Raw genomic sequence first — 12520 nt, 5'->3', positions numbered from 1 at the left:
CCCCCGCTTTTTGGGTGGTGGCGCCATGTGGGGAAGAGCTCGGCGGCAGTGTTGCGCGGGCTCAGAACAGCGTGGGCTGGGACGTCCGGCCTGAGCTGCTGTGGCCATGCTGCCCGGTCCTTTGCTGCTCCGTCCCACGCTGCTCCATCCCATGTTGCCCCGTCCCATGCTGCCCTGGGCGATCCTGCGGAATGCTTCCCTCGGGGTAGGCGGCTTCCTCGCCGCGGGGATCGTCGGCCTGGTGATCGTCGACGTCCCGGTGGCTGAACCCGTGCGAGCCGGAAAAGCCGTGCCGGGATTTGAAGAAGCGGACCCTGCCCGCCAGCCAGGTGCGGTATTCCTTGGAGGCGTACGAGCCCGAGCCATACAGCCTGCGGTAGCGGCCCACGAGTTCCGGATGCCGGGCCGCGATCCACTGCATGAACCATTCCCGGGTGCCGGGCTTCAAATACAGTGCTCCGGCCGTGACGCCGGTTGCACCCGCCGCCGCCAGCGAGGCGAACAGGGAATCCAGTGCCTCGTCACTGTCCGAGAGCCACGGCAGGATGGGCATGGCCATCACCCCGCAGGGCAGCCCGGCTTCGCGGAGCCTGGAAACGAGCTTGAGCCGGGCCCGCGGTCCGGGAGTGCCGGGTTCGATGGCCTCGGAGAGCTGCTCGTCCGTCATGGCGAGCGAGATCCCGATGCCCACCGGCACCTGTGCCGCGGCGTGCTTCAGAAGCGGAATGTCACGCGCCAGCAGCGTCCCCTTGGTCAGGATGGACAGCGGAGTCCCCGAATCGGCCAGCGCACCGATGATGCCGGGCATCAGCCGGTACCGGCCCTCCGCGCGCTGGTAAGGGTCCGTGTTGGTGCCCAGTGCCACCTGCTGCCGGTTCCAGGAGGGCTTGGCCAGCTCTTTGCGGAGCACCTCGGCCGCGTTGATCTTCACCACCACCTGGCTGTCGAAATCCAGCCCGGCGTCGAAGTCCAGATAGGTGTGGCTCTTGCGGGCGAAGCAGTAGACGCAGGCGTGGCTGCAGCCCCGGTAGGGGTTCACGGTCCACTCGAACGGCATCCGGGAGCCGACGGGCACCTTGTTGAGCACCGATTTGGCGGTGACCTCATGAAAGGTGACGCCGGCGAACTCTGGCGTGGACACAGACCGCACCAATCCGGCCAGGGGCAGCAGCGGCGCAGCCCCGGGCATCTCTTCCTGTGCCGGTTTGAGTGCTTGTGCGTCCCATCTCATGCCCTCCATTCGAAGGTATGTTCGAACTTAAGTCAAGGCGCGCCGTCGGCGTTTCCCGGCGACGGCGGCTACGCTGGGTCCATGATTCTACTCACCGGCTTTGAACCCTTCGGCGGCCAGCCGGTGAATCCGTCCTGGGCGGCCGCCCTGTCCGCCAGGGAGCTGCTCCGAGCAGAAGGCCTCGCCGTGGAGGCGGTGGAACTGCCGTGCGTGTTCGGTGCGGCCGGGAGTGTGCTGCGGGATGTCCTGGGTGACCTGGAGCCGGAGCTGGTGGTGTGCATCGGGCAGGCCGGAGGCCGCGGACGGGTCTCTCTGGAAAGGGTTGCCATCAACTGCGATGACGCACCCATTCCGGACAACGCAGGAAACCAGCCCGTGGACCGGGAGGTGGTGCCGGGCGGACCTGCAGCTTATTTCACCTCGTTGCCGGTCAAGTCGGCCTTGCTTGCCGTGGAACAGGCGGGTGTTCCCGCCGAAATCTCACAGACGGCGGGAACGTACGTCTGCAACCACACTTTCTACACGCTGATGCACGAACTTGCGTCCCGTCCGGGCGTCCGCGGTGGATTTGTGCACGTACCGTTCGCGCCGGATCAGATAGAGCAGGGGAGCGATAAACCGTCACTGCCTGTGGCCTCGATGGCGGAGGCGATTGCCGCCGTCGTCCGAATCTCGCAGCACCAGCCAATCGACGCGACCCGGCCAATCGACGAAACCCGGACGTCCGACGTCGCGCTCGCCGCCGGCAGCATCCACTAGGCCGCAGGCCGTTTCCCTGGTTCATCCGGTGGGTGCGGGGCATCCGCTGCGGGAGGAACGGGATTCCCCCTCAACAACTCCCACTCAACCGTGACACTGGTGCTGACGCTGGATTCACCGGACTCCACCGCCATGGCGTCGGCAGCGAAGGCCCGCTGCATCCCGCCCACCGGAACGGGGGCCGACGGCACGGGGTGCAGCCGCACAGAGACCACCTCACCCAGCTCCGCTCCGGCAAGCCCGGCGAGCTGTGCGGCTGCCGCCCGGGCGTCAAGCCAGGCGGCCTCGCGGGCCAGCGCCATCACGGCTGCGGCATCGGCAAAGCCGAGCTGAACGCCATCCAGGCGCACGTCGTTGCCGCCTGCGTCCACGGCTGCCGCGATGACTCCTGAGCCGGCAGCGGGATCCCGGAGCCGGACGCTGAGCATGCTGGATGCCACATAACCCGTGACCTGCTGGCCGCGGCCCTCCTGCCAGACGACGTCGGCACGGACGTTCAGCCCGGACGTCCTGATATCCCGGCTCTGCGCGCCCCGGCCGCGCAGCGCGCCCGTTACGGCGGCGGACGCCTCTCCGGCAGCGGCGAAGGCATCCCCGGCGCTGTCGCGCCGGCATTCCACGCCAACGGAGAGCGTCAGCAGGTCCGGCGCGGCCTCGGCGGTTCCGAATCCCGTGACGGTGACTGTCCGGGCTGCCGCCCGGCCCGCGGGTTCACTCATGCCTGCGCCTCCGGTCCACATAGCCGCCGGCCTCCAGGCCGGCATGCCGCTCGAAGGGATTTCCCGACGCCGGATCGCCGTACCGCACTGCCGACCAGGCAGCGGCCGCGAAATAGAACAGCAGGAAGGGCACCCCCAGGCACCACGCGTACTGGGTGCTGTGCCGCTCCTCGTGGTCCAGGAGCACGCGGCCCGTCAAGGCCGAATCGGCGTCTGCACGGAAGATCACCACGTTCCCAACAGTGAAAGCACCAGCCACAGGCAGCCGCCATCGGTAACCGGTGGCGACAATCAAACCGCGGGGACCCCGGAACGTCCTGGTGCCGGCCAGCCCGGCAAGCACCAGCCCCAGGGGCGTGGAGGCGTTCAGCACGTTTGCGAGTTGCCGGAGGCGTTGCGTTTGCGTCAGGGGGCCTCTCTTCCGGGGGCCATCCGTTGGGCGGCCTTGCATCATGAGGCCATGCTAGCCGCGGGCGGTCGTGCAGAACAGGCAACGGCCCCGGCCGTGGGGGACAGGCACAGGCCCCCAGATGACAGCCCGATGACCCCGGGCGGCCGGGCCGCTGTCAATTGGAGCGGCGCTGTCAATTAGACTGGGAACAGTGCCTGCCGGCCACCCGCCGGCGAGCCTGCCCTTGTCTTTGGACGGCGTCTTTGGATGGCGTCCTTGGATGACTTTCTGCAATGACGTGCCAGCGACGGACGCGCTGCCTGGGAAACCGGCGCGGCTGCACCGGCGGCTGGCATCACCCGACTCGTAGCTAAGAACAGTAGATGACTGAAACTTTGCCGGGCGCCGCCGTCCCGAACCCTCTGGATGAAACCGCCATCAACGCCGCCGTGGACCAGGCCGTCGCCGCCATTGCCGGCGCCTCCACCCTCGATGAACTCAAGGCCGTCCGCCTGGCCCACACCGGTGAGAAGTCGCCGCTCAGCCTGGCCAACCGTGAAATCGGAAGCCTGCCTAAGGACAAGAAGGCCGCAGCCGGCAAACTGATGGGCTCATCGCGCGGACGTGTTAACAAGGCGCTCGCGGACCGCACCGCCGAACTCGAAGCGGAGAACGACGCCCGTATCCTGGTTGAGGAGACCGTTGACGTCACGGCGGCCCCGCGCCGCCGTCGGGCCGGGGCCCGCCACCCGCTGTCCACGCTGCAGGACCGCGTCGCGGACATCTTCGTGGGCATGGGCTGGGAAATCGCCGAAGGCCCCGAAGTGGAATCCGAATGGTTTAACTTCGACGCACTGAACTTCAAGCCGGACCACCCTGCCCGCGAAATGCAGGACACGTTCTTCGTGGAGCCGCCCGAAGCCCACCTGCTGATGCGCACACACACCTCGCCGGTGCAGGTCCGGTCCATGCTGGAGCGGGAGCTGCCCATCTACGTGCTGTGCCCCGGCAAGGTGTTCCGCACCGATGAGCTCGATGCCACCCACACCCCGGTCTTCCACCAGTTCGAGGGCCTGGCCATCGACAAGAAGCTCAGCATGGCTGACCTCCGTGGAACCCTGGAGCACTTCGCCCGCCAGATGTTCGGCGATGAAGCCCAGATCCGGCTGCGCCCCAACTACTTCCCGTTCACCGAGCCGTCCGCCGAGCTGGACATCTTCCACCCCGGCGCCAAGGGCGGGCCACGCTGGATCGAATGGGGCGGCTGCGGAATGGTCAACCCCAACGTCCTGCGGGCCGCCGGCATCGATCCGGACGTCTATTCAGGCTTTGCCTTCGGCATGGGCATCGAGCGGACGCTGATGTTCCGCAACGAGGTCGGCGACATGCGCGACATGATCGAGGGCGATGTACGTTTCAGCGAGCACTTCGGGATGGAGATCTAACAGTGCGTATCCCACTTTCCTGGCTGCGTGAATTCGCGCAGATACCGGCCGGAGCCACGGCCGAAGACGTCATGGCGGACCTTGTCAAGGTCGGCTTTGAAGAGGAAGCGGTCCACCGCCCCACGGACGCCCTGCGCGGACCCGTCGTGGTGGGCCAGGTCCTGAGCCTGGTCAAGGAACCGCAGTCCAACGGCAAGACCATCAACTGGTGCCAGGTCCGCGTCGTCCCCGAGGGGCAGGAGCAGACCCTCACCGGCAAGGGCATCGATCCGTCCGGCGTGCAGGGCATCGTCTGCGGCGCCCACAACTTTGTTGAGGGCGACAAAGTGGTGGTCACCCTGCCAGGCGCCGTCCTGCCCGGCGACTTCCACATCTCGGCACGGAAGACCTACGGCCACATGTCCGCGGGCATGATCGCCTCCGTCCGCGAACTGGGCATCGGCGAGGACCACGACGGCATCCTGGTGCTTTCCCGGATCGGGCTTGACCCGGAAATCGGGACCGACGCCATGGACCTGCTGGGCCTCTACGACCAGGCGGCCGAGATCAACGTGACCCCGGACCGCGGCTACGCCTTCTCGATCCGCGGAGTGGCCCGCGAATACGCCCACGCCACCGGCACGGACTTCACCGATCCGGCGTCGAAGGTCAACGCGCCGGCCGCCCTCTCCGGCGGCTACGGCGTCAAGATCAACGACGACGCGCCCATCTACGACAAGCCCGGCTGCGACCGTTTCGTGGCGCGCACCGTCCGCGGCGTGGACGCCACCAGGCCCACGCCGCCGTGGATGACTTCCAGGCTCAGGCTGGCCGGAATCCGGTCCATCTCCCTGCCGGTGGACATCTCGAACTACGTGATGCTCGAACTCGGCCAGCCGCTGCACTTCTACGACCAGGACAAGCTGTCCGGCGACATCGTGGTGCGCCGGGCCGTGGCGGGGGAGAAGCTGAGAACCCTCGACGGCAAGGAGCGCTCGCTTGACCCTGAGGACCTGCTGATCACCGACGCCTCCGGCCCCATCGGCGTCGCGGGCGTCATGGGCGGCGCGTCCACCGAGGTCTCGGACGCCACGTCCACAGTCCTGATTGAGGCAGCCCACTTCGAGGAAGTCTCCATCGCCCGCTCCCGCCGGCGCCACAAGCTCCCGTCAGAAGCCTCCAAGCGCTTTGAACGCGGCGTGGACTGGCAGGTCGCCAACATCGCGGCCCAGCGCGCCGTCGATCTTCTCGTGGAACTGGCCGGCGGAACCGCCGACGAGGCCGGCACCGATGTCGGAACCGCCCCGGATCCGGTGACCATAGCGTTGCCGGCGGAATTCCCCGCCGCCCGGATCGGCATCGACTTCACCGAAGAGCAGATCGTCACGTCCCTCGAGGACCTCGGCGCCGTCCTCGAAAAGACCGGCGCAGGCTGGACCGTCACCGCGCCGAGCTGGCGGAACGACCTGGAAACCAAGGAGGACCTCTCCGAGGAGGTGACCCGCCTGGTGGGCTACGACCAGATCCCAGCGACCCTGCCGGTGGCGCCCCCCGGCCGCGGCCTGACCCGCGTGCAGCAGCAGCGCCGCCGCCTGGTCCAGGCACTGGCGGACGCCGGCCTGACCGAGGTCCTGGCCTACCCCTTCGTGTCGAAGGCCGCCAATGACACGTTCGGAGTGGCCGAGGAGGGTGCACCCCGGACTGCCGTCAAGCTTGCCAACCCGATCAGCGAGGAGCACGGGTACCTGCGCACGTCGGTGCTGCCGGGCCTGCTGGAGGTCGCCAAACGCAACCACTCCCGCGGCTTCCGCGACCTCGCCGTCTTCGAAGCCGGCCTGGTGTTCCTGCCCGGTGACAAGCTGGGCACGCCCTCTATTCCGCCGCTGGGCGTCAAGCCAAGCGATGAGGTGCTGGACGCACTGTACGACGGCGTTCCGGACCAGCCGCTGCACGTCGCCGCCGTCCTGACCGGCCATGATTCGCCCGCCGCCGCCGGCCACGCCCCGCGGCTGTGGGACTGGGCAGACGCCCTGGACATCGCCCGCCTCGCCGGTGACGTCCTTGGGGTGGAGCTTGTGGTCACCCAGGGCCGGCACCAGGCCTTCCACCCGGGCCGCGCCGCGCAGCTTTCCCTGCGTTCCGGCGAGGTCGTGGGATACGCCGGCGAGCTGCACCCGAAACTCCTGGCCGCGCATGACATGCCGGCGCGGTCGGTCGCGCTGGAACTCAACGCGGACGCGCTCTTCGAGGCGGCGGCCGACGTCGTGGTGGCCCGGCACATCTCCACCTTCCCGGTAGCCACGCAGGACGTGGCGCTCGTGGTGCCGCAGGACGTCCCCGCCGACGACGTGCTGGCAGCTCTGCGTGAAGGCGCCGGTGAGCTGCTCGAGGACGTCGCCCTGTTCGACGTCTACGCGGGGAAGGGGATCGAGGACGGCAAGAAGTCCCTCGCCTTCGGCCTGCGGTTCCGCGCAACGGACCGGACACTGACGGCCGACGAGGCGTCGGAGGCGCGGGAGCGCGCCGTCGCCACCGCAGCCGAACGGTTTGGTGCCGTCCAGCGCTAGCTGACCATAAAGAAAGACCACGCCATTTGGCGTGGTCTTTCTTTATGCCGGAAAACATTCTTATGCCGGAAATAACTCACGGCAGCGGCGGCAGGGCTTCTTCGTAGAGCCAAGGGTGCAGCAGCGATTCCGAGTCCAGTCCCGTGACGCGGTCGGCCGTGAGGATGAACTCGGGCGTCGACACGGAACTGTGGGCATGTGTGCGGGTCCATTCCTGCAGCAGCGCGAAGAAGGCCAGGTCGCCGCAGCGGCGGCGCAGGGCGTGCAGGGCAAGTGCTCCGCGCTTGTAGACCCGGTCGTCGAACATCAGCTCGGGTCCGGGATCACCCACCAGAAGGTCCTGGTCACCGGCATTGAGCCGCCGCCAGGCTGCCAAAGCCCGCTCATGGGCGGGCATCACGCCGGCTTCCTCGGACCAGATCCACTCCGCGTAGCAGGCGAAACCCTCGTGCAGCCAGATGTCGCTCCACGTGCCCAGCGTCAGCGAGTTCCCGAACCACTGGTGGGCCAGTTCATGCGCGATCAGGCGCTGTGACTCCCACCCGGTATCAAGGTGGTTGCGGCCCAGGATGGACAGCGACTGGGCCTCGAGCGGGATTTCCAGCTCATCGGCGGTGACCACCACTGTGTATTCGGGGAAGGGATACGGACCGAAGCGGCTCACAAAGGTGCTCATCATGGCTTCCTGGCGGGCCAGCGCTGTCTCTGCCCGGGTTGCCAGCTGGGCAGGTGCCGCAACGAACTGGGGCACGCCGGCGGAGTCCGGCAGGCTCACCAGCCCGTACCGGCCGATCTGGATGGTTGCCAGGTACGTCGCCATCGGTTCACGCTGCTCATAGACCCACGTTTGTCGGCTCGACCTCACGGCCTGCCCCACCAGGAGTCCGTTGCACACGGCCCGGTATCCGGCGTCAGTGGTGACGGCGATGCGGTAGCTGGCCTTGTTCCGCGGGTGGTCGTTGCAGGGGAACCAGGACGGCGCGCCGTTTGGCTGGCCGGCCACGAGTACGCCGTCGGTGAGCTCCTCCCAGCCCACCTCGCCCCACAGCCCCCGGCGCGGCTGCGGGTTGCCGTCATAGCGGATGTCGAGGCTGAATTCGGAGCCCGCCTCGAGGGGCTGTTCGCAGTGCACCACGAGCTGTTCTGCCCGCTGCGTGAACTTCCGCACGCGGACCCCGTTCAGCTGGACTTTCAGGGCGCGGAGGCCGGCCAGATCGAGTACGACGGCGGACGTGCGGCGTGCCGCCACAGCGGCCAGTACGGCACGGCCGGTCAGCCGGTTGCTGGCGAGCCTGTAGTCCAGCTCCAGTTCATAGTGCAGGACGCGGTAGGCATCCGTTCCGTGGTCCGGGACGTAGGGGTCGCTGGTGGCCGTGGCGCCGGCGGAGAGGACGGCGGCCGGGCCGGGCGATTCTCCGGGGCTCATTCTGCGTGTGACTTCCTTAGCTGTGGTGGGGCTACTTGAGGCGGGGTGCGGGAACGGCGGGCCCGGTCCACGGGCTGACCGGATTGCCCATCCAGTAGGTCCCGGCCGGAACGGTCTCGCCGCGCATCACCAGGGACGCCGGACCAACGGTCCCGCCCTTGCCGATCCTCGCCTGGGGCAGAATCACGCCGTGCGGGCCCATCGTCGCCCCGTCTTCGAGACTAACAGTGTCGATGCTCATGATGCGGTCGTGGAAAAGGTGGGTCTGGACAACGCAGCCGCGGTTGACCGTGGAGCTGGCGCCGAGGGTCACGAGGTCCGCTTCGGGAAGCCAGTAACTTTCACACCATGTGCCCCGGCCGATCTTGGCACCGAGGGCACGCAGCCACCAGACGAGGGCCGGAGTACCGCTGGCGGACCGGGCGAACCACGGCGCACTCACCATTTCGATGAAGGCGTCCACGACCTCGTTGCGCCAGATGAAGGAGCTCCACAACGGGTGTTCGCCGGCCTTGATCCTGCCCACGAGCAACCACTTGGCCGCAACGGAGCAGCCTGCCGCCACCCCGCCCGCGAGCAGGAGGACCACGCCTCCGAGTGCCGCTGCCGCACCGTAGCCGAGGGCGGTGGCGAGCCAGTCGAAGACGAGCAGCACGCCAAGGGCCAGGCCCACTGTCAGGGCCACCGGCACGAACCGGCACAGTTCCCAGAGGCTCCTGGCCACCTTGAGCCGGGCCGGGGGCTGGAAGGTGCGGGTGCTGTCCGAAGCCACCGCGGTACGCCGCAGCCTGACCGGAGGGCTGCCCAGCCAGGATGTGCCTGACTTGGCCTTGCCCGGCGTCGCCGAGAGGACTGCGACCAGGGAGTTCTTTGGCACGCTGCGCCCTGCTGCGGTCATCCCGGAGTTGCCAAGGAAGGAGCGCTTTCCGATTTTCGCGGGCGCGATTCGCATCCATCCGCCGCCGAGCTCGTACGAGGCCACCATGGTGTCGTCGGCGAGGAAAGCACCCTCGCCGACCGTGGTCATGCGTGGCAGCAGCAGGACGGTGGAGGCCTCAACATTCTTTCCGACCTTCGCCCCCAGCAGCCTCAGCCAGACCGGCGTGAACAGGCTGGCATATATCGGGAACAGGAGGTCCCGCGCCATGTCCAGCACCCGCTCGGTGGCCCAGACCTGCCAGCCGACACGGCTGCGGACCCGGTAGTAGCCCTCCTTCAGGCCGAGGCCCAGCAGCCTGGTGGTGACCAGGATCAGCAGTAAATTGGTGAGGAACCAGGTCAAAGCGGCGAGCGGAAGTGACGCCAGCACCTGCGGCAAGGCACTGAGCAGCGAGTCGTTGCCCCTGATGAACAGGAAGACCACCAGGGCTGCGGCCACGGCCGAGGCGTAGGGAATCAGGGCGAGGACAGCGGACGCGGCAGCGAAGGCCATGAACCAGAGGCGCCCCAGGCGGGAGCTGACCGGCTGGCCGGCGGGCCAGTCCTGCTTCGCCTTGCCCCGCCGTTCTGCCGGGGACCCGGCCACCACCTGGCCGGCCTTGACCTTGCCCAGTACGGCGGAGCCTGGTTCCACCTGGCCGCCGGCGCCGATGCTGGCCCCGGGCATCAGGGTGCTGCGGGCTCCCACGGTGGCGTCCGCCCCGACGTGGACGTGGCCGATGCGGACGATGTCACCGTCGATCCACCACCCGGACAAATCCACCTCGGGTTCGATGTTGCAGCCGCGGCCCAGGGTGAGGAAGCCTGTCACCGGAGGAAGGGAGTGCAGATGGATGTTGCTTCCGATCTTGGCGCCGAGGGCCCTGGCGTAGTAGGGCACCCAAGGTGCGCTGGCGAGGCTGACGGCGCCGGCCAGGTCCTGGATTTGTTCGGCCAGCCAGAGGCGCAGGTGCACTTTGCCTGCACGCGGGTAGGTCCCGGGCTGCACGTTACGAAGCAGGAGGCGGGCGGCGGCAACAGAGATAACCATCCGTCCGGGCGGGCTGACGAAGACCAGCCAGGACGCCGCCACCCACCACCACGACACGGTGGGTGCGGCCGAGAACCCGGCAAACGTGTACAGGACGTTGTTGGCGGCCATCAGATATGTCAGCCAGCGCATGCCCGCCAGAATGTGCAGCGGTATGCCCATCAGGGTCTGGAAGACCTGCGACTTCAGGGCCGTGGGGCGGACGGGCCGTTCCGGGGCCGGGCCGGCGGAGAGGCCGTCGGGCAGGGATTGGCGGGCTACCTCTATCAGGGCGCCAATGCGCGGGGTGGCGTATATGTCGGCCACGGTGATGGTGGGGTAGCGGACCCGGAGTGCGGAGACGAGCTGCGCCGCGGCCAGCGATCCGCCGCCGTGGGCAAAGAAGTCCGCGTCGAGGCCGGCGACGCTGCTGCCGAGGACTGCCTGCCACTGGTCAACGACCCACCGGGCATCCTCGGGCACGTTCAGTGGCGCGGCGTCCGCCGCCACCGCGCCGGCACCCTGCAGGGGCCATGGCAGCGCATGCCGGTCGACTTTCCCGCTGGTCTTGGTGGGCAGCGTGTCGACGACGGTGAGCATCGGGATAAGTGGGGCGGGCAGCGTGGCGGACAGCAGTTCACGGAACGCGGCCAGGTCAGGCGCTGGCTCCGTCCCGCCGGCGGGAGCCAGATAGCCCACGAGGACCTGGTTGCCGGCCGCCGTCGTGCGAACTGCGGCGGCGGCACCCGCAATTGCCGGGAGCGACTGCAGGGCAGCATCGATCTCACCGAGTTCGATCCGGCGGCCGCCAAGCTTGACCTGCTCGTCGGCGCGTCCCATGAAGATCAGGCCGGCGCGCTCGAAACGGACCAGGTCGCCGGAGCGGTAGGCGCGACCCCACCCCAGTGAGGGCATGGGGGCATATTTCTCCGCATCCTTCTGCGGATCGAGGTAGCGGGCCAGCCCCACGCCGCCGATGATGAGCTCGCCGACCTCGCCCTCGGCCACCGGGACGCCGTCGGAGTCGACCACTGCCAAATCCCAGCCATCCAGCGGGAGCCCGATCCTGACCGGGCCGGTACCGCCCAGCGGGGCCGCGCAGGCCACGACCGTTGCCTCGGTGGGTCCGTAGGTGTTCCACACCTCACGGCCGTCCACGGCCAGGCGCTCGGCCAGCTCCGGCGGGCAGGCCTCGCCGCCGAAGATCAGCAGCCGGACGTTCTCCAGGGCCTCTGCCGGCCACAGTGCCGCAAGTGTGGGAACGGTGGACACCACCGTGACGCCGTGGTTGATCAGCCACGGCCCCAGGTCCATGCCGGTGCGGACCAGGGCCCGCGGGGCAGGCACGAGGCAGGCGCCATGGCGCCAGGCCAGCCACATCTCTTCGCAGGACGCGTCGAAGGCGACCGAAAGTCCCGCGAGCACGCGGTCCTGCGGCCCCACCGGATCGTCCTGAAGGAAGATGCGGGCTTCCGCGTCGACGAACGCGGCCGACGAGCGGTGCTGCACCGCCACGCCCTTGGGCGTCCCGGTGGAACCGGACGTGAAGATGACCCAGGCATCGTCGCCGGGGGCGGCCGGGCGCGGAGCCGGGAAGGGGATGGGCCGCCTGTGGTCCGTGACGATCTCACCGTTGGCGCGCAGGATGCCGGCCACCCGTGCCTCACTGAACACCAGTTTGGCCCGTTCGTCCGGATCATCCGCGTCCACGGGGACGTAGGCCGCGCCGATCAGCATGATGGCAAGGATCGCAATGTAGAGCTCGTTGGTGCCCGAGGGAATCCGCACCCCGATTTTGTCTCCCGCTCCCAGACCGGCCAGGTGGAGCCGCCGCCCCTCGGCCTTGACCTCCGCCAGGAGCTGGGCGTAGCTGAGGGAGCGGCGGCCGTCGTCGAGCGCGGAAGCATCCGGGAAATGTGCGGCGGTGTCGGTGAGGATGTCCACCAGCGTCCGCTCCGGCGGGGCGGCGGCAGCGCCCGGCAGTTGCGCCCGGTACACCTCCTCTGCCGCCGGCTCGCCGGCGGCAGAGGAGGTCGTGTCCAGGGTTTTCGGGAG

Annotated in this window: 8 protein-coding genes; 3 read left to right on the top strand and 5 right to left on the bottom strand. The window is 68.5% G+C overall.

All coding sequences use genetic code 11. From position 1 onward, the window contains the following. Positions 1 to 61 precede the first annotated feature (61 nt). Complete coding sequence (locus AC57BR_RS12375; RefSeq protein ID WP_496360929.1) at positions 62 to 1231, bottom strand: Rv2578c family radical SAM protein; 1170 nt, start codon at positions 1229 to 1231, stop codon at positions 62 to 64. Positions 1232 to 1312: 81 nt separating this feature from the next. On the opposite strand from AC57BR_RS12375, the gene pcp reads away from it, so the two are divergent. Then, positions 1313 to 1990 carry a pyroglutamyl-peptidase I gene (gene pcp, locus AC57BR_RS12370; RefSeq protein ID WP_496360927.1) on the top strand — a complete coding sequence of 226 codons (678 nt, stop codon included), beginning with the start codon at positions 1313 to 1315 and terminating at the stop codon, positions 1988 to 1990. On the opposite strand, the gene AC57BR_RS12365 is transcribed toward pcp, so the two are convergent. After that, complete coding sequence (locus AC57BR_RS12365) at positions 1987 to 2709, bottom strand: SIMPL domain-containing protein (protein ID WP_496360925.1); 723 nt, start codon at positions 2707 to 2709, stop codon at positions 1987 to 1989. The genes pcp and AC57BR_RS12365 overlap by 4 nt on opposite strands. Continuing rightward, entirely contained in the window at positions 2702 to 3082 is a 381-nt protein-coding gene (locus tag AC57BR_RS12360) for a hypothetical protein (protein WP_496360923.1), read from the bottom strand. The genes AC57BR_RS12365 and AC57BR_RS12360 overlap by 8 nt, the downstream gene beginning before the upstream one ends. Before the next feature lie 401 nt (positions 3083 to 3483). Between AC57BR_RS12360 and pheS the strand changes: the two genes are divergently transcribed. Further along, a complete protein-coding gene (gene pheS / locus AC57BR_RS12355) occupies positions 3484 to 4545 on the top strand; it encodes a phenylalanine--tRNA ligase subunit alpha (protein WP_496360921.1) in 1062 nt (353 codons plus the stop codon). Between the two features lie 2 nt (positions 4546 to 4547). Next, entirely contained in the window at positions 4548 to 7091 is a 2544-nt protein-coding gene (gene pheT, locus AC57BR_RS12350; protein WP_496360919.1) for a phenylalanine--tRNA ligase subunit beta, read from the top strand. A 76-nt stretch (positions 7092 to 7167) separates the two neighbouring features. Here pheT and AC57BR_RS12345 read toward each other — a convergent pair whose 3' ends face one another. Next, the gene (locus AC57BR_RS12345) at positions 7168 to 8517 is read right to left on the bottom strand and encodes a M1 family metallopeptidase (RefSeq protein WP_496360917.1); all 1350 of its coding nucleotides are present in this window, start codon (positions 8515 to 8517) and stop codon (positions 7168 to 7170) included. 31 nt (positions 8518 to 8548) lie between these two features. Further along, the gene (locus AC57BR_RS12340; RefSeq protein WP_496361169.1) at positions 8549 to 12508 is read right to left on the bottom strand and encodes a Pls/PosA family non-ribosomal peptide synthetase; all 3960 of its coding nucleotides are present in this window, start codon (positions 12506 to 12508) and stop codon (positions 8549 to 8551) included. Between the last annotated feature and the right edge of the window lie 12 nt (positions 12509 to 12520).

Source organism: Arthrobacter sp. BGA-UO-ETr-C19 (assembly GCF_059568005.1).
This window is presented reverse-complemented; position numbering and strand designations above follow the sequence as displayed.